Genomic DNA, 18,803 nt, shown 5'->3' on the forward strand with positions numbered 1-18,803 from the left:
AGGAAGTATGTCCGTTCGTCGACTAGCCGAAGATCAGTTCCAGCCCGTGGCGTTTGCCTTCAATGCGGAAAATACCGCATGGGCTGAAAAGACGATCAAGAAATATCCCGAGGGACGCCAGCAATCGGCGGTCATCCCGCTGCTCATGCGTGCGCAGGAGCAGGACGGCTGGGTTACCCGCGCCGCCATCGAGAAAATCGCCGACATGCTGGATATGGCCTATATCCGCGTCATGGAAGTGGCGACCTTCTATACCCAGTTCCAGCTGAAGCCGGTCGGCACGCGCGCCCACGTTCAGGTTTGCGGCACCACGCCCTGCATGCTGCGCGGCTCGGAAGCGCTGATGGATGTCTGCCGCAAGAAGATCCACCACGATCCGCTGCACACCAATGAGAGCGGCACGCTCTCCTGGGAAGAAGTGGAATGTCAGGGCGCCTGCGTCAACGCGCCGATGGTCATCATCTTCAAGGACGCCTATGAGGACCTGACGCCCGAGCGTCTGGAAGAGATCATCGATACGTTCGAGGCAGGCAAGGGCGACACCGTCAAGACCGGCCCGCAGATCGACCGTCACCAGTCGGTCCCGGTCGGCGGCCTGACGACGCTGACGGAAGAGATCAAGCCGGATCGCTCCAATCTCGACAAGCCGGCCGAAGTGGCTGCGGACGCCGCACCGGTTCCGCCCTCCAACGCCGCCAAGCCGAAGACGGATGCGCCTGAAACCGATCCGAAGCTGAAGACGCCGGTGACCGCGCCGAAGGCTGCCGAAGCCAATGTGAAGACCGCCGAAAAGGAAGCTTCGGGATCTGCGAAGCCGTCGCTCGATTCCAAGGATCGTCCGGCAGGCATCGAAAAGCCCGCAACGCCCGACGACCTGAAGCTGATTTCCGGTGTAGGCCCCAAGATTGAGGGTACGCTGAACGAGCTCGGCATCTTCACCTATGCGCAGATCGCCGGCTGGAAGCAGGCCGAATGCGACTGGGTCGATGGATATCTGAATTTCAAGGGCCGTATCGGCCGTGATGACTGGGTCAAGCAGGCCGAGGCGCTCGCCAAGGGTGGCGAAGCCGAGTATATCAGGGTCTTCGGCAAGAAGCCGCGGTAAGAGGTGAAGCATGTTAAAAGATCAGGATCGCATCTTTACCAATCTCTACGGCCTCAAGGACAAGTCCCTGAAGGGCGTGAGAGCGCGCGGCCATTGGGACGGCACCAAGCAGATCATCGAAAAGGGCCGTGACTGGATCATCAACGAGATGAAGGCTTCCGGCCTTCGCGGTCGCGGCGGCGCTGGCTTCCCGACGGGTCTCAAATGGTCATTCATGCCGAAGGAAAATGACGGCCGCCCGCATTACCTCGTCGTCAACGCCGACGAATCCGAGCCCGGCACCTGCAAGGACCGCGAAATCCTGCGCAACGATCCGCATACGCTGATTGAAGGCTGCGTGATCGCCGGTTTCGCCATGGGCGCGCATACCGCCTATATCTACGTTCGCGGCGAATATATGCGCGAGCGTGAGGCGCTGCAGGCGGCTATCGACGAGTGCTACGATGCCGGCCTGCTCGGCAAGAACAACAAGAACGGCTGGGATTTCGACATCTACGTCCATCACGGCGCAGGTGCCTATATCTGCGGCGAAGAGACGGCTCTGCTCGAAAGCCTCGAAGGCAAGAAGGGCCAGCCGCGCCTGAAGCCGCCGTTCCCGGCCAATATGGGCCTCTATGGCTGCCCGACGACCGTCAACAACGTCGAATCCATCGCCGTTGCGCCGACCATCCTGCGCCGTGGCGCGGCATGGTTCTCGTCCATCGGCCGTCCGAACAATGTCGGCACCAAGCTGTTCATGGTCTCCGGCCATGTCGAGCGTCCGTGCACCTTCGAAGACGCGTTGGGCCTGTCCTTCCGCGAGCTGATCGAACACCATTGCGGTGGCATTCGCGGCGGCTGGGACAATCTGCTCGGCGTCATCCCCGGCGGCGCATCCTGCCCCATCGTTCGCGGTGAGGACATGAAGGACGCCATCATGGATTTCGACGGCATGCGCGAAGTGAAATCCTCCTTCGGCACCGGCGGCATGATCGTCATGGACAAGTCCACCGACGTCATCAAGGCGATTGCCCGCATCGCGGCCTTCTTCAAGCATGAAAGCTGCGGTCAGTGCACGCCGTGCCGTGAAGGCACGGGCTGGATGTGGCGCGTGCTGGAACGCATGGTCAAGGGCAATGCCCAGAAGCGCGAAATCGACATGCTGTTTGAAGTGACGAAGCAGATCGAAGGCCACACCATCTGTGCGCTCGGCGACGCCGCCGCATGGCCGGTACAGGCGCTGATCCGCAATTTCCGTCCGGAAATCGAAAAGCGCATCGACCAATATACTTACAGGGCCATGGATGATGGCGCTGTTCTGGAAGCCGCTGAATAAGCATTGAGGCTTCAGGCGGAGCCGGAATTTTCCGGCCTCGCGACACCATGAAACGTCTGGCAGACGATACGAGTGCCGGGCGTGATTAAGGATTTGTTGCGGACCGTGTGAGACATGGGACGAACAGGCAACAGGACGTAAGTAGAACCATGGCAAAGCTCAAGGTTGACGGTAAAGAGATCGAGGTTCCGGATCATTTCACGCTGTTGCAGGCGTGCGAGGAGGCTGGCGCCGAAGTTCCGCGCTTTTGTTTTCATGAGCGCTTGTCGGTCGCGGGTAACTGCCGCATGTGTCTCATCGAGGTGAAGGGCGGACCGCCCAAGCCCGCCGCTTCCTGCGCCATGGGTGTTCGCGACGTTCGCGGCGGCCCGAATGGCGAATTGCCGGAAATTTTCACCAACACGCCGATGGTCAAGAAGGCCCGCGAAGGCGTGATGGAATTCCTGCTCATCAACCACCCGCTCGATTGCCCGATCTGCGACCAGGGCGGCGAATGCGACCTGCAGGACCAGGCCATGGCCTTCGGTATCGCCGGTTCGCGTTATGCGGAAAACAAGCGCGCGGTTGAAGACAAATATATCGGACCGCTCGTCAAGACGGTCATGAACCGCTGCATCCACTGCACGCGCTGCGTCCGTTTCACCACGGAAGTGGCCGGCATTGCCGAACTCGGTCTCATCGGCCGCGGCGAAGATGCCGAAATCACCACCTATCTCGAGCAGGCCATGACCTCGGAGCTTCAGGGCAACGTTGTTGACCTCTGCCCGGTCGGCGCGCTCACCTCCAAGCCTTTCGCCTTCACCGCCCGTCCGTGGGAACTGAACAAGACCGAAACCATCGACGTGATGGACGCGCTCGGTTCGGCCATCCGCGTCGATACCCGTGGCCGCGAAGTCATGCGCGTCATGCCGCGCGTCAACGAGGCGATCAACGAAGAGTGGATTTCCGACAAGAGCCGCTTCATCTGGGACGGCCTGAAGACGCAGCGCCTTGACCGGCCTTATGTCCGCAAGGATGGCCGGCTGCAGCCCGCCACCTGGGGTGAAGCCTTCGGCGCGATCAAGCAGGCGGTTGCCGCGACATCCGGCAACAAGATCGGCGCGGTTGCCGGCGATCTGTCCTCCGTCGAAGAAATGTTCGCGCTGAAGTCGCTTCTCGCTTCGCTCGGTTCGGCCAATGTCGATTGCCGTCAGGATGGTGCAGCGCTTGATCCGTCTTTTGGTCGCGCCAGCTACATCTTCAATTCCACCATTGAAGGCATCGAGCAGGCCGACGCCCTGCTGATCGTCGGTTCCAACCCGCGCTACGAAGCGGCCGTGCTCAATGCCCGCATCCGCAAGCGCTGGCGTCGCGGCGGTTTCCCGATCGGCGTAATCGGCGAAGCTGGCGAACTGCGCTACAATTACGAATATCTCGGTTCCGGCGCTGAAACGCTCTCCGATCTGGCCAATGGCTCGCACAGCTTCATCGACAAGCTGAAATCCGCCAAGAACCCGCTGATCATCATCGGCCAGGGTGCTCTGGCGCGCGCCGATGGCGCAGCCGTACTGGCTGCCGCCGCCAAGCTCGCTACCTCGGTAGGTGCTGTCACCGAAGAGTGGAACGGATTCTCTGTCCTGCACACCGCCGCTTCCCGCGTCGGCGGTCTCGATATCGGCTTCGTGCCGGGCGAGGGCGGTGTTGCCGCCGCTGACATGGTCGCCTCCATGGACGTTCTCTTCCTGCTCGGCGCCGATGAACTCGACCTGTCGAACAAGGGCGCCAAGTTCACCGTTTATATCGGCAGCCATGGCGACCAGGGCGCGATGAATGCCGACGTCATCCTTCCGGGTGCGGCCTATACCGAAAAATCCGGGATCTGGGTGAACACCGAAGGTCGCGTCCAGGTTGGCAACCGCGCCGGTTTCGCACCGGGCGAAGCCCGCGAAGACTGGGCGATCCTGCGTGCGTTGTCCGATGTTCTCGGCAAGAAGCTGCCGTTCGATTCGCTGTCGGCGCTCCGCGGCCAGCTCTATGTAGCGCATCCGCATCTGGCGGAAACGGACGAGATCGTCGCCGGCAACGGCAAAGATATCGAAGCGTTGGCTGGCAAGACCGGCTCGCTCAACAAGTCGGCGTTTGCCTCGCCGGTAAAAGACTTTTATTTGACGAACCCGATTGCGCGCGCATCCGCCGTCATGGCCGAGTGCTCCGCATTGGCCCGCAACAATTTCCAGGCTGCGGCAGAGTAAGGGTAGGGGATTTATGGAACAGTTTTTCTGGAGCTACGTCTGGCCCGCGCTGATCATGGTCGGCCAGTCCCTGCTGCTTCTCGTTTGCCTTCTGGTGTCCATCGCGTTCCTGCTGCTTGCCGACCGCAAGGTCTGGGCGGCGGTACAGCTGCGCCGTGGTCCGAACGTCGTTGGTCCCTTCGGTCTCTTCCAGTCCTTCGCCGACCTTCTGAAGTTCATTCTGAAGGAGCCTGTCATTCCGGCCGGCGCCAACAAGGCCGTTTTCCTTCTGGCGCCGCTGGTAGCGGTGACGCTGGCGCTCGCCACCTATGCCGTCATTCCCTTCAACGAAGGCTGGGTTGTCGCCAATATCAATGTCGGCATTCTCTATATCTTCGCGATTTCTTCGCTTGAAGTATACGGCATCATCATGGGCGGCTGGGCTTCGAACTCGAAGTACCCGTTCCTCGGCGCGCTGCGTTCGGCCGCGCAGATGGTGTCCTACGAAGTGTCGATCGGCCTCGTCATCGTCACCGTTCTGCTCTGCGTCGGTTCGCTGAACCTGACGGACATCGTGCTTGCCCAGAAGACCGGCCTCGGCACCATGCTCGGCCTGCCGGCCTCGTTCCTCGACTGGCACTGGCTGTCGCTCTTCCCGATGTTCATCGTGTTCTTCATTTCGGGCCTTGCCGAAACCAACCGTCCGCCCTTCGATCTTCCGGAAGCGGAATCGGAACTGGTCGCCGGTCACATGGTCGAATATGGCTCCACGCCTTACATGATGTTCATGCTCGGCGAATATGCTGCGATCGTGCTGATTTGCTGCCTGACGACGATCCTGTTCATGGGCGGCTGGCTGCCGATCGTGGATGTGTGGTTCCTGAACTGGGTTCCGGGCATTGTCTGGTTCGCATTGAAGGGCTGCATGGTCTTCTTCATGATCGCGCTGACCAAGGCTTTCGTTCCGCGTTACCGTTATGACCAGCTCATGCGTCTCGGCTGGAAGGTGTTCCTGCCGCTGTCGCTCGCCATGGTCGTTATTGTTGCATTCGTATTGAAGCTGACGGGGTGGGCCGGTTGATGTCCGTACTCCTCGCTCAGAAATCTGGAGACTGAGATGGCAAGCCTCTCCCAAGCCGTCAATTCGCTGTTCCTGAAGGAGTTCGTCGGCGCGATCCTGCTCACGATGCGCCACTTCTTCAAACAGAAGGCAACGGTGAACTATCCTTTCGAAAAGGGCCCGGTCTCTCCGCGCTTCCGTGGTGAACATGCGCTGCGCCGTTATCCGAACGGTGAAGAGCGCTGCATCGCCTGCAAGCTGTGTGAAGCGATCTGTCCCGCTCAGGCGATCACCATCGAAGCCGGCCCGCGCCGCAATGACGGCACCCGCCGCACGGTGCGTTACGATATCGACATGGTGAAGTGCATCTATTGCGGTTTCTGCCAGGAAGCCTGCCCGGTGGATGCCATCGTCGAAGGCCCGAACTTCGAATTCGCGACGGAAACCCGCGAGGAGCTTTATTTCGACAAGCAGAAGCTTCTCGACAATGGCGACCGCTGGGAGCGTGAAATCGCACGCAACCTCGCACTGGATGCGCCTTACCGTTAAGGCGCAACCGTCTTTCCGGGGGAAGCCCCGGAGAGCGATGAAAAGTAAAATGCCTGCGCGGTTTTCGCCGGCGGGGACGAAACGGGTGAGGGGCCTTCGAGCCATCTTTGCCCGATGAGGACAAGAAGGCACCAACATGGGTCTGCACGCTGTATTCTTTTATATATTCGCTTTCGTCGCCGTGGCGTCTGCGTTCATGGTCATCGCATCGAAGAACCCAGTTCATTCGGTGCTCTTCCTGATTTTGACCTTCTTCAACGCAGCCGCGCTGTTCCTGCTGACGGGCGCCGAATTCCTCGGCATGATCCTGCTGGTGGTTTATGTCGGCGCCGTGGCGGTGCTCTTCCTCTTCGTCGTCATGATGCTGGATGTGGATTTCGCAGAGCTTCGTTCGGGCGTGCTGCAATATGCCCCGGTCGGCGCGCTGATCGGTGTCATTCTTGCGGCGGAACTGATCGTCGTGGTCGGTGGCAGCATGCTGAACCCGATTGCGGCCAAGTCCATCACCATGCCGATCCCGCCTGTCACCGAACGTACCAATACGGCCGCACTCGGCGACGTGCTCTATACCAATTACGTCTACTTCTTCCAGCTCGCCGGCCTCGTGCTGCTGGTGGCCATGATCGGCGCCATCGTGCTGACGCTGCGTCATCGCACCGACATCAAGCGGCAGGATATCTCCACGCAGGTCGGCCGCGACCCGAAGACCGCCGTCACCACGGTCAAGGTCAAGCCGGGCCAGGGCATCTGAGGCGCGAACGGATCCAAGGAAACAGAATATGGAAATCGGTCTTTCCCACTACCTGACGGTCAGCGCGATCCTCTTCACGATCGGTGTCTTCGGCATCTTCCTTAACCGGAAGAACGTCATCGTCATCCTCATGTCGATCGAACTCATCCTGCTTGCGGTCAACATCAACATGGTGGCCTTCTCGGCCTTCCTGAACGATATCGTCGGCCAGGTCTTCGCTTTGTTCATTCTGACCGTCGCAGCCGCCGAAGCGGCCATCGGTCTTGCAATACTCGTTGTCTTCTACCGCAACCGCGGATCGATCGCCGTCGAAGACGTCAATATGATGAAGGGCTGATAAGGCTATGATCTACAAGGCTATCGTCTTTCTTCCACTGATCGGCTTCCTGATCGCCGGCCTGTTCGGCCGCTCCATCGGCGCCAAGGCTTCCGAATATGTCACCACCGGTCTGATGATCGTGGTCGCCATCCTGTCCTGGATCGTCTTCTTCACCGTAGCACTCGCCCATGGCGAGCCGGGCGAGGTGATCAAGGTCACCGTGCTTCGCTGGATCCAGTCCGGCGGCATCGATGTCGAATGGGCGTTCCGCATCGATACGCTGACGGCCGTCATGTTCGTCGTGGTCAACACCGTCTCGACGCTGGTGCATCTCTATTCGATCGGATACATGCACCACGATCCGCATCGTCCGCGCTTCTTCGCCTATCTGTCGCTCTTCACCTTCGCCATGTTGATGCTGGTGACCTCCGACAACCTGCTGCAGATGTTCTTCGGCTGGGAAGGCGTGGGTCTGGCGTCCTATCTGCTGATCGGCTTCTGGTTCAAGAAGCCGTCCGCTTCGGCCGCCGCTATGAAGGCCTTCATCGTCAACCGCGTCGGTGACTTCGGCTTCATTCTCGGCATCGGCGGCGTGTTCGTGCTGTTCGGTTCGATCAATTTCGAAACGATCTTCGCTGCCGCTGCGACCTATCTGCCGGCTGAAGGCGCTGTCTCCTCGGAAACCGTCATCAACCTGTTCGGCATGCATCTGGACAAGGCCAATGCGATGACGGGCGTCTGCCTGCTGCTCTTCATGGGCGCCATGGGTAAGTCGGCGCAGTTCCTGCTGCACACCTGGCTGCCGGACGCGATGGAAGGCCCGACCCCGGTGTCTGCCCTCATTCACGCTGCAACCATGGTCACCGCCGGCGTCTTCCTCGTCGCCCGCATGTCGCCGCTGTTCGAACTGTCGCATGATGCGCTCACCGTCGTGACGCTGATCGGCGCCATCACCGCCTTCTTTGCGGCAACGGTCGGCCTCGTGCAGAACGACATCAAGCGCGTGATTGCCTATTCGACCTGCTCGCAGCTCGGTTACATGTTCGTGGCGCTCGGCGTCGGCGCTTATGGCGCTGCCGTGTTCCACCTCTTCACGCACGCCTTCTTCAAGGCCCTGTTGTTCCTGTGCGCCGGCTCGGTCATCCATGCCGTCGATGGCGAGCAGGACATGCGGTACATGGGCGGTCTGCGCAAGCATATCCCCATCACCTTCTGGACCATGACTGTCGGCACGCTGGCGCTGACCGGCGTTGGTATCCCGGGCACGATGATCGGTTTTGCCGGCTTCTTCTCCAAGGACGTCATCATCGAATCCGCTTATGCGTCGCATTCGGTTCTGTCGGGCTTCGCCTTCACGCTGCTGGTCGTCGCCGCGCTGTTCACCAGCTTCTATTCCTGGCGTCTGGCCTTCATGACCTTCTTCGGCAAGCCGCGCGCTTCGGCCGACGTCATGCACCACGTGCATGAATCGCCGATGGTCATGCTCATCCCGCTCTTCATCCTCACCGTTGGCGCGATCTTCGCCGGTGTTGCCTTCGAAGGTTATTTCTTCGGTCATGAATATGCCGAATTCTGGAAGGGCGCCCTGTTTACGCTTCCGGAAAATGAAATCCTCGAAGAGTTCCACCACGTTCCGCTGTGGGTGAAGTGGAGCCCGTTCTTCGCCATGGCGCTTGGTTTCGTGACCGCCTGGTACATGTACATCAAGTCGCCGGAGACGCCGAAGCGTCTGGCCGAGACCCATCGTGGCCTCTACCAGTTCCTTCTCAACAAGTGGTATTTCGACGAACTCTATGACTTCCTCTTCGTTCGTTCCGCAAAGGCGCTTGGCCGCTTCCTGTGGAAGAAGGGTGACGTCGCCGTCATCGACCACTATGGACCGAACGGCATTGCAGCGCGTGTGGTTGACGTGACCAACCGCATGGTCCGCCTGCAATCCGGTTACCTCTATCATTATGCCTTTGCGATGCTGATCGGCATCGCGGCGCTTGTCACCTGGATGATGCTCGGGAGTGCCCTCTGATGACCGATTGGCCCATTCTTTCAACGGTCACCTTTCTGCCGCTCGTCGGCGTGGTGCTCCTGCTTCTGACGAATGAGAACGGCCCCTATGGTCGCCGCAACATTCTCAATGTCTCGCTGCTGACGACGGTCTTCACTTTCATCGTGTCGCTGTTCATCTGGATCGGGTTCGACAATTCGAACCCCGGTTTCCAGATGGTCGAGAAGCATCAGTGGTTCGGCAACATCGCCGCCTATCATCTTGGCGTCGACGGCATTTCCATGCTCTTCGTCATCCTCACAACTTTCCTCATGCCCTTCTGCGTGCTGGCAAGCTGGGATTCCATCGAGAAGCGTATCAAGGAATACATGATCGCCTTCCTGCTCTTGGAAGTCGTCATGATCGGCGTTTTCGTGGCGCTGGATACGGTTCTCTTCTACGTCTTCTTCGAAGCGACGCTGATCCCGATGTTCATCATCATCGGTGTGTGGGGCGGCAAGGATCGCGTTTACGCCTCCTACAAGTTCTTCCTCTACACGCTGCTCGGTTCGGTTCTGACCATGCTCGCCATCATGGCCATGTACTGGCAGGCCGGCACCACCGACATGACGGAACTCTTGAAATACGGCTTCCCGGCCGGCATGCAGACCTGGCTGTGGCTTGCCTGTTTCGCCGCCTTCTCGGTCAAGATGCCGATGTGGCCGGTGCACACCTGGCTGCCGGACGCCCACGTTCAGGCTCCGACCGCAGGTTCGGTCATCCTTGCCGGCGTCATGCTGAAGCTCGGCGGTTACGGTTTCATCCGCTTCTCGCTATCGATGTTCCCGCTGGCTTCGGATTATTTCGCTCCCTTCGTCTTCACGCTGTCGGTTCTCGCCATCATCTACACCTCGCTGGTGGCGATGATGCAGGACGACATCAAGAAGCTGATTGCCTATTCCTCCGTCGCCCACATGGGTTACGTGACCATGGGTATCTTCGCCGCCAACGTTCAGGGCGTGCAGGGCGCAATCTTCCAGATGCTGTCGCACGGCATCGTGTCGGGCGCGCTCTTCCTCTGCGTCGGCGTTGTCTACGACCGTCTCCACACCCGCGAAATCGCGGCCTATGGCGGCCTCGTCAACAACATGCCGAAATATGCCGTCGCCTTCATGATCTTCACCATGGCCAATGTCGGTCTGCCCGGCACCTCCGGCTTCGTCGGTGAGTTCCTGACGCTGATCGGCGTCTTCCGCGCCAACACGCTGGTCGCGCTGTTTGCGGCAACCGGCGTCATCCTCTCGGCCGCCTATGCGCTGTGGCTCTATCGCCGCGTGATCTTCGGTGCGCTTGAGAAGGAAAGCCTGAAGTCGATGCTCGATCTGTCGACCCGCGAAAAGGTCATCCTTTATCCGCTGGTTGTGCTGACGATCTTCTTCGGCGTCTATCCGGCACCGGTGTTCGATGCGACAGCCGCATCGGTCGATCTTCTGGTAAACAACTATACGGCTGCATTGCAGGCGGCGCAAAATGTTGCGCTCTCTATGAATTGACGACAGGACCCGTTGGACATGACCGCTGAAATCCTTTTTGCCAGTCTGCACATTGCGACGCCCGAGCTGATCCTTGCGGTCGGCGCGCTGGCGCTGCTCATGATTGGCGTCTTCTCGGGCGACAAGTCGACAACGACGGTCACCGGCCTTGCCGTTGCCCTCCTGCTCGTCGTCGGTCTCTGGATCATCTTTGCCCCCGCTTCAGGCGTGGCCTTCGGCGGTGTCTACATCGCCGATGCCTTCGGCAACTTCATGAAGGTACTGGCGCTGATCGGCTCCATCACCGCCATGATCCTGGCCGTCGGTCAGGGCCGTTTCGAACCCATCGGCCGTTTCGAATATCCGGTGCTGCTGGTTCTTGCGACGCTGGGCATCCTGCTGATGATCTCGGCCAACAACCTGATCTCGCTCTACATGGCGCTGGAACTGCAGTCGCTGGCGCTCTACGTGGTCTGCGCCATCAACCGTGAAAGCCTGCGCTCCACGGAAGCGGGCCTGAAGTATTTCGTGCTCGGCGCGCTGTCTTCCGGCATGCTGCTTTACGGCATGTCGCTGGTCTACGGCTTCACCGGCAATACCGGCTTTACCGAAATCGCCCAGGTTCTGGCCTCGGAAACCCGTTCGCTCGGTCTCGTTTTCGGCCTGGTCTTCGTTCTCGCCGGTCTCGCCTTCAAGATTTCGGCCGTGCCGTTCCACATGTGGACGCCGGACGTTTATGAAGGTGCGCCGACCCCGGTAACGGCGTTCCTGTCGGCTGCGCCGAAGATTGGCGCTATGGCGATCCTCGTTCGCATCGTCATCGAGGCGTTCCAGCCGGTCTTCGCCGACTGGCAGCAGATCGTCGTGTTCATCTCCATCGCCTCCATGCTGCTCGGCTCCTTTGCCGCAATCGGCCAGAAGAACATCAAGCGCCTGATGGCTTATTCCTCCATCGGTCACATGGGTTATGCGCTGGTCGGTCTCGCTGCGGGCACCGAAGCCGGTGTGGCTGGCGTCATTCTCTACATGACCGTTTATATGGTCATGACGCTCGGCACCTTCGCCTGCATTCTCTCCATGCGCCGCAAGGAAATCGGCAATGTCGAGACTGTCGAGGATCTGGCCGGTCTTTCGTCCTCCAACCCCTTCATGGCAGTTGTACTGACGATTCTGATGTTCTCGCTTGCCGGCATTCCACCGCTCGCCGGCTTCTTCGGCAAGTATTACGTCTTCCTCGCAGCCATCGAGGCGAAGCTCTATCCGCTCGCCATCATCGGTGTCATTGGCTCGGTTGTCGGCGCCTATTATTATATCCGCGTCGTCAAGGTCATGTGGTTCGATGAAGCCAAGGACAAGTTCGAGCGTCCTTCGGGCGAACTCAAAGTGGTTTATGCGCTTTCGGCCTTCTTCACCGTGGCCTTCATCGTCTTCGGCGGTGCACTCGGCAACGCGGTCACTGCTGCGGCGAAGACCTTCTTTTGAGCAGCACACACAAGCATACGGGCCGGATGTCCATCGATGACTTCCGGCACGAGGCGATGGCGGAAACGCCATCGACCAATCTGGAATGTTTCACCCAGGCAAGGGCGGGCGATGGCGGCAATCTGTGGATCACCGCCATCCGCCAGACCGGCGGACGCGGCCGTCGCGGCCGGCCATGGGTCTCCGAACCCGGCAATCTCTACGCCTCGCTTCTTCTGATCGATCCCGCTCCGATGGACCGTATAGGGTCCCTGCCGCTTGCCTTCGCGCTGGCTGTTTATCGCGCCATCCGCGCGGTGCTGCCGACGGGTGGTGAGCCGCTCGAAATCAAATGGCCGAACGACGTGCTGATTGGCCGCCGCAAGACCTGCGGCATTCTCATGGAGGCGGAGCTGCTGCCGGATGGCCGACGCGCCATCGTCATCGGCATCGGCATCAATATCGCCCATAAGCCGGAAAATCCGCTTTACCCCGTCACCATGCTCTCCGAACATGGTGCGTCCTGCTCGCCCGACGAATTGTTCGCCCATCTTTTCCGTGAGACGGCGGAGGTGCTGGGGGATTGGGACGAGGGCAGGGGCGTTGCCGGCATCATGGCTGGCTGGCGTGCCGCCGCCTGTGGTATCGGCGAACATATCACCGTCAACTTCCCGGACCGTTCGATTGGCGGGCGTTTCGTCGGGATTGATGATAATGGTTATCTGCTGCTGGATGAGGATGAGGGCGCAAGGCGCTCGATTGCCGCCGGCGACGTGTTTTTCGGATGAGGTGAACGGCGCGACCCGAAGGCCCGCGCCGAACCGCTTTCGACGGGTTGGAGCTTTCCTGCGGCTCATGAAAAGCAGGGTGACAAACCGGTTCCGCATCGGCCCGGTCGATCAGATGGTTCAACAGGTCCGATGCTTAAGAGCGCGGCGGGCGCGGCCAATTGCCGTCGCCTGCGTGCTTTCGTGAATGGATAAGAAAAATAATGGCTAAACAGGACGAACTGGTCTTTGTGCCGCTTGGCGGCGTGGGTGAAATCGGCATGAATCTGGCGCTTTATGGCTACGGGCCGGAGAGCAAGCGCCAATGGATCATGGTGGATTGCGGCGTGACCTTCGCCGGCACGGACCTGCCGGGCGTCGATCTGGTACTGCCGGACATCAGCTATATCGCCGAGCAGAAAAAGAACCTCAAGGGCATCATCATCACCCACGCCCATGAAGACCATTATGGCGCGCTTAACGATCTCTGGCCCGGCCTCAACGTGCCGGTCTATGCTTCGCCTTTCACCGCCGGCATGCTGGAAGCCAAGCGCGCCTATGAGGGCACGCGTGCCGAAATTCCGGTGACGATCTTCAAGGCGGGCGACCGCATCAATGTCGGCCCGTTCGAAATCGAGGCGGTCGGCGTCAACCACTCCATTCCGGAGCCGATGTCGCTGGTCATCCGCACGCCGCTCGGCAATGTCATCCACACCGGTGACTGGAAAATCGACGAAGCCCCGTCGCTCGGTCCGTTGACGGATGAAGCCCGCTTCCGCGCCATCGGCGAAGAGGGCGTACTGGCGCTGATGTGCGACAGCACCAACTCGGTGCGCGATGGCGTATCGCCCTCCGAACACGAGGTTTCCGAAGGCCTGCGGCAGATCATCGAAAACGCCGAGGGTCGTGTGGCCGTCACCACCTTCTCCTCCAATGTCGGTCGCATCCGCTCGATTGCGCAGGCCGCGGAAGCAGCCGGCCGCGAGGTGCTGCTGCTTGGCTCGTCGCTGAAGCGTGTCGTGAACGTCTCGCAGGATCTCGGCATCATGGAAGGCATCAAGCCATTCCTCGCCGAAGACGAATATGGCTATATTCCGCGCGACCGGGTGGTGCTGATCCTGACCGGTTCGCAGGGCGAGCCGCGCGCCGCACTCGCCAAGCTTTCGCGTGACGAGATGCGCAATGTGGCGCTGGCTTCCGGCGATACGGTGGTGTTCTCATCGCGCGCCATCCCCGGCAACGAGAAGGCGATCATCGACATCAAGAACGGCCTCATCGAGCAGGGCGTCCATATCGTCACCGACAATGAGGCGCTGGTGCATGTCTCGGGCCATCCGCGACGCAACGAACTTCTGAAGATGTATGAATGGACGAAGCCGCAGATCGTTGTGCCCGTCCATGGCGAGGCGGCGCATCTGGTGGCGCAGAAGGAACTGGCCGAACAGGCCGGCATCTCGCAGGTGCCGAAGGTGCGCAACGGCAATGTTTTGCGCCTTGCGCCGGGTCCGGCCGAAGTCATCGACGACGTGCCGCATGGCCGCGTTTTCAAGGATGGCAATCTCGTTGGCGACATGGACGAGATGGGCATCAGCAATCGCCGCAAACTGTCCTTCGCCGGCCATGTGGCCGTCAATGTCGTGCTGGATAGCCGCTACGATTTCCTCGGCGATCCCGATGTGGTGCCCTTCGGCCTGCCGGAATTCGATGACGAGGACGAGGCGATGGAAGACACGCTTTATGACGCCGTTCTCGGCGCCGTAGAAAGCATTCCGCGTGCCCGCCGCAAGGATCTGGATCTGCTGCGTGAAGCCCTGCGTCGCGCCGTGCGTGCCGCCGCCAACCAGAGCTGGGGCAAGAAGCCGATCGTCACGGTATTTGTAACCAAGGTCTAAGCCGGGAGCTTACTGGCAATCGGCCGGGGCGTCTGCCTTTTTCCCGTTGATTCCAGGGCCGTGCCGCAAAGCGCGGCCCTTCTGTTTTCTTTTAGGGTTTCTTGCGGAGAAGTGATTCCGATCTGCGGATGAATGCGTTACAAGAAGCCCATTGTGCAGGAGGATCACATGCCGCTTCTTTCGGCCTTCGCCGTTTATTTCATCGTCTGGTGGACGGTGCTTTTCATCGTGCTGCCGATTGGCCTGCGCACTCAGGACGAGGAGGGCGATGTGGCGCTGGGCACGGTCGCCAGTGCGCCATCAAGGTTCAGGGGCGGGCGGATCGTTTTGTGGACGACCGTAATCTCGGCCCTGATCTGTGGGCTGTGGTACGGCGGAACCTGGTGGTTCGGCGTTAGCCTCGATGACCTGCCGAGAATTATTCCCGTTTTCGATTGAAAAGCTGCGCTGGTGATCGCCGTTCGCGCGCATCTTGCTCACTCAGACTGGCGGTGAGCCCATGGTCGCGGCAGTTTCCGGCGGATATGACCGGGATTCTGTCATATGGATGTCATATCTCTCGTGCAAACAGCAGGAACGTGCTCAGTGCCTGATTCACCGCCATAATTTTACCGGAATATAGCGGCGGGGCGGGGTTATTTGTGTAGAAGCAAAAAAAACAAGGCCTTTCAGCCTTGTTTTCCAGGTTTCGCGTGATCTGTAACCGTTGCCGGGGCTGCGAACGAGCGCGCCTAAGATCTGATCCTCCCAAGACTGACCGCGAAAATGACAAGAATTTAAACTTCCTGCCTCTTTTGTAAGCTAAAGCTAGCTCAAACCCCCATGCTTGTCATCTCATTTTTTGCATATTTGTTACAGTCGGCAAAAAATTCTCCGTGGTGCAATTTGTCGCACCGGATCAAGAATAATATTCCGACCAAAGCGTTTTGACGCGAATTAGCTATCGCGAAAATACCGCAAAATCGCCTTTAACGCTCTTTTCATGGCGGGTTTTCATCTCGGCCGGAAACGGCTATATCCCGCGCCAATATCCCTCTATTCGGGGCGATTCCCGCGCCTTTGCGCGCTGTCGTCCGCATCAATGGAAGCCGTCATGCGTCTCAGCCGTTATTTCATGCCCATCCTGAAGGAAAACCCCAAGGAAGCGGAGATCGTCTCCCACCGCCTCATGCTGCGCGCCGGCATGATCCGGCAGCAATCGGCTGGCATCTATTCCTGGCTACCGCTCGGCAAGCGCGTGCTGGACAAGGTCAACAGGATCATCCGCCAGGAGCAGGATCGCTCCGGTGCCATCGAGCTTCTGATGCCGACGCTGCAATCGGCCGAGCTCTGGCAGGAAAGCGGCCGTTACGATGATTACGGCAAGGAAATGCTGCGCATCAAGGACCGTCAGGACCGCCAGATGCTCTACGGCCCCACCAATGAGGAGATGATCACTGACATCTTCCGTTCTTATGTGAAGTCCTACAAGAACCTGCCGCTGAACCTCTACCATATACAGCTTAAGTTCCGCGACGAGGTGCGTCCGCGTTTCGGCACCATGCGTTCGCGTGAGTTCCTGATGAAGGACGCCTATTCCTTCGATCTGACCAAGGAAGACGCGATCCATTCCTATAACAAGATGTTCGTGGCTTACCTGCGCACCTTCGAGCGCCTTGGCCTGCGCGCCATTCCGATGCGTGCCGATACCGGCCCGATTGGTGGCAATCACAGCCATGAATTCATCATTCTGGCCGATACCGGCGAATCCGAAGTCTTCTGCCACAAGAGCTTCCTCGACCGCGCCATTCCCGCCGAAAACACCGACTTCGACGACGTCGCAGCCCTGCAGGGCGTTTTCGACGAGTGGACGGCCGATTATGCCGCCACGTCCGAAATGCATGACGAAGCCGCTTACAATGCCATTCCCGATGGCGAGCGCCTTTCCGCGCGCGGTATCGAAGTCGGCCACATCTTCTATTTCGGCACCAAATATTCCGAGCCGATGGGCGCGAAAGTGCAGGGTAAGGATGGCAAGGAACACCCTGTCCACATGGGTTCCTATGGTATCGGGCCGACACGCCTTGTTCCCGCCATCATTGAAGCATCGCATGATGAGAACGGAATCATCTGGCCGGCCTCGGTCGCTCCCTTCGATGTCGTGATCATCAACATGAAGGCTGGCGATGCTGCCTGTGATGCGGCTTGTGAAAAGCTGTATTACTCGCTCTCCAACGCCGGCAAGGATGTTCTTTACGACGACACGGACGACCGTGCAGGCCAGAAATTCGCAACCGCCGATCTTATTGGCGTGCCGCTTCAGATCATCGTCGGCCCGCGTTCGGTCGCGAATGGCGAAGTCGAAGTGAAGGATCGCAAGACCGGCGAGCGGGAGACCGTGACGATCGAGGCGGCGATGAACAGAGTGCTCGGCTAAGCGCGAGCTGAAGACGGAGCGGCTTCACCCGAAGTCCGCTCCGGTTTCGTAACGCAGATGCCGCAGAAATATGGGCCGGTTTTCGGAAAAGACCGGCCTTGTAGTTTGAGATCAGGGAGACGACATGGCACAAGCCGAGGCTGACAAGGGTACGGCTGTTTCCGCCGGGGCAAAAACCGCCCGGCCGTTTTCCGCTTTTGAACGTATGGTGGCCTGGCGTTATCTGCGGTCGCGGCGCAAGGAAGCGTTCATTTCCGTCATTGCCGGGTTTTCCTTTGTCGGCATCATGCTGGGCGTGGCGACGCTCATCATCGTCATGGCGGTGATGAACGGGTTCCGCACCGAGCTCATTTCGCGCATTCTCGGCATCAACGGCCATATGATCGTGCAGCCGATCGACCAGCCATTCAATAATTATGATGAGCTGGCGAAGAAGTTTGCCGCCGTTCCCGGCGTCATCATGGCCCTGCCGCTGGTGGAGGGCCAGACGCTCGCCTCCGGCCGCGGCGGCGCGGGCTCCGGCGCTCTGGTGCGCGGCGTTCGCCAGGAAGATATCGACAAGGTCAAGGAAGTCGCCACCAACATCAAGACCGGCGATCTGGTCGGCTTCATGGCCGGAGATGGTGTTCTCGTCGGCTCAAGGCTTGCCGCCCAGCTGGGCGTAACGGCCGGCGACGATATTACCCTCATTTCCCCGGAAGGCGACGTGACGCCGATGGGCGTCAATCCGCGCGTCAAATCCTACAAGATATCCGGCGTCTTCGAGATCGGCATGTCGGAATATGACGCCTCGATGATCTATATGCCCCTGTCCGAAGCCCAGCTTTATTTCAATGCCGAAGGCCTCGTGCAATCCATCGAACTTTATGTCAGCCGCCCCGACGATGTCGACGGAATCCGCCCGCTGGTGGAACAGGCCGCCGAACGCCAGATTTATATCACCGACTGGAGACAGCGGAACCAGACCTTCTTCTCCGCCCTGCAGGTGGAAAGAAATGTAATGTTCATGATCCTCACTCTCATCGTTCTGGTGGCGGCGCTGAACATCATTTCCGGCCTCATCATGCTGGTGAAGGACAAGGGCAGCGACATCGCCATTCTGCGCACCATGGGCGCAAGCTCCGGCTCCGTGATGCGCATCTTCTTCATGACCGGGGCGGCCATTGGCATGGTCGGCACCTTTGCGGGCGTGGCGCTCGGCGTCATCGTCTGCCTCAATGTGGAATCCATCAGGCAGTTCTTCTCGTGGATATCCGGCACGGTGCTGTTTGACCCGCAGCTTTATTTCCTGAGCCAGCTTCCGGCCGAAATGGATATCAGCGAGACCATTTCCGTTGTCATCATGGCGCTGACGCTCTCTTTCCTGGCAACGATCTTTCCAGCATGGCGGGCTTCCAAGCTCGATCCGGTGCAGGCCCTGCGTTACGAATAAGGACCGCTTCGCA

The 18,803-nt window shown here is 59.6% G+C and carries 15 protein-coding genes; all 15 read left to right on the forward strand.

All coding sequences use genetic code 11. The features are described 5' to 3' along the window. Positions 1-7 precede the first annotated feature (7 nt). The 15 genes from AGR7B_RS06150 to AGR7B_RS06220 all read left to right on the forward strand — a co-directional run bounded on the left by AGR7B_RS06150 (position 8) and on the right by AGR7B_RS06220 (position 18,790). Positions 8-1,105 carry an NADH-quinone oxidoreductase subunit E gene (locus AGR7B_RS06150; RefSeq protein WP_078054017.1) on the forward strand — a complete coding sequence of 366 codons (1,098 nt, stop codon included), beginning with the start codon at positions 8-10 and terminating at the stop codon, positions 1,103-1,105. 10 nt (positions 1,106-1,115) lie between these two features. Continuing rightward, positions 1,116-2,420 carry an NADH-quinone oxidoreductase subunit NuoF gene (gene nuoF, locus AGR7B_RS06155; RefSeq protein WP_020012329.1) on the forward strand — a complete coding sequence of 435 codons (1,305 nt, stop codon included), beginning with the start codon at positions 1,116-1,118 and terminating at the stop codon, positions 2,418-2,420. Positions 2,421-2,569: 149 nt separating this feature from the next. Then, positions 2,570-4,651, forward strand: a complete 2,082-nt coding sequence (nuoG, locus tag AGR7B_RS06160; protein WP_080856259.1) for an NADH-quinone oxidoreductase subunit NuoG — start codon at positions 2,570-2,572, stop codon at positions 4,649-4,651. Positions 4,652-4,664: 13 nt separating this feature from the next. Then, the gene (gene nuoH / locus AGR7B_RS06165; protein ID WP_003521518.1) at positions 4,665-5,711 is read left to right on the forward strand and encodes an NADH-quinone oxidoreductase subunit NuoH; all 1,047 of its coding nucleotides are present in this window, start codon (positions 4,665-4,667) and stop codon (positions 5,709-5,711) included. A 36-nt stretch (positions 5,712-5,747) separates the two neighbouring features. Beyond that, positions 5,748-6,239, forward strand: coding sequence for an NADH-quinone oxidoreductase subunit NuoI (nuoI, locus tag AGR7B_RS06170; RefSeq protein WP_003496449.1), 492 nt, complete (start codon positions 5,748-5,750; stop codon positions 6,237-6,239). Positions 6,240-6,375: 136 nt separating this feature from the next. Next, on the forward strand, positions 6,376-6,990 hold the full coding sequence (locus tag AGR7B_RS06175) for an NADH-quinone oxidoreductase subunit J (protein WP_003521517.1): 615 nt from the start codon (positions 6,376-6,378) through the stop codon (positions 6,988-6,990). Positions 6,991-7,018: 28 nt separating this feature from the next. Beyond that, entirely contained in the window at positions 7,019-7,327 is a 309-nt protein-coding gene (nuoK, locus tag AGR7B_RS06180; RefSeq protein WP_003521516.1) for an NADH-quinone oxidoreductase subunit NuoK, read from the forward strand. Positions 7,328-7,334: 7 nt separating this feature from the next. Further along, complete coding sequence (gene nuoL, locus AGR7B_RS06185) at positions 7,335-9,332, forward strand: NADH-quinone oxidoreductase subunit L (protein WP_080856260.1); 1,998 nt, start codon at positions 7,335-7,337, stop codon at positions 9,330-9,332. After that, complete coding sequence (locus tag AGR7B_RS06190; protein WP_065653983.1) at positions 9,332-10,843, forward strand: NADH-quinone oxidoreductase subunit M; 1,512 nt, start codon at positions 9,332-9,334, stop codon at positions 10,841-10,843. Before nuoL ends, AGR7B_RS06190 begins: the two co-directional genes overlap by 1 nt. An 18-nt stretch (positions 10,844-10,861) precedes the next feature. Beyond that, the gene (nuoN, locus tag AGR7B_RS06195; protein ID WP_078054275.1) at positions 10,862-12,304 is read left to right on the forward strand and encodes an NADH-quinone oxidoreductase subunit NuoN; all 1,443 of its coding nucleotides are present in this window, start codon (positions 10,862-10,864) and stop codon (positions 12,302-12,304) included. 26 nt (positions 12,305-12,330) lie between these two features. After that, complete coding sequence (locus AGR7B_RS06200) at positions 12,331-13,071, forward strand: biotin--[acetyl-CoA-carboxylase] ligase (protein WP_065653982.1); 741 nt, start codon at positions 12,331-12,333, stop codon at positions 13,069-13,071. A gap of 203 nt (positions 13,072-13,274) precedes the next feature. After that, a complete protein-coding gene (locus tag AGR7B_RS06205) occupies positions 13,275-14,942 on the forward strand; it encodes a ribonuclease J (RefSeq protein ID WP_080856261.1) in 1,668 nt (555 codons plus the stop codon). 132 nt (positions 14,943-15,074) lie between these two features. Further along, complete coding sequence (locus AGR7B_RS06210) at positions 15,075-15,380, forward strand: DUF1467 family protein (RefSeq protein ID WP_065653980.1); 306 nt, start codon at positions 15,075-15,077, stop codon at positions 15,378-15,380. 655 nt (positions 15,381-16,035) lie between these two features. Then, positions 16,036-17,358, forward strand: a complete 1,323-nt coding sequence (gene proS, locus AGR7B_RS06215) for a proline--tRNA ligase (protein WP_003521508.1) — start codon at positions 16,036-16,038, stop codon at positions 17,356-17,358. A 124-nt stretch (positions 17,359-17,482) separates the two neighbouring features. Continuing rightward, a complete protein-coding gene (locus tag AGR7B_RS06220; protein WP_080856262.1) occupies positions 17,483-18,790 on the forward strand; it encodes a lipoprotein-releasing ABC transporter permease subunit in 1,308 nt (435 codons plus the stop codon). The last annotated feature ends 13 nt before the right edge of the window (positions 18,791-18,803 follow it).

Origin of the sequence: Agrobacterium deltaense RV3 (assembly GCF_900013505.1) — a bacterium.
Classification (GTDB): Bacteria; Pseudomonadota; Alphaproteobacteria; order Rhizobiales; family Rhizobiaceae; genus Agrobacterium; species Agrobacterium leguminum.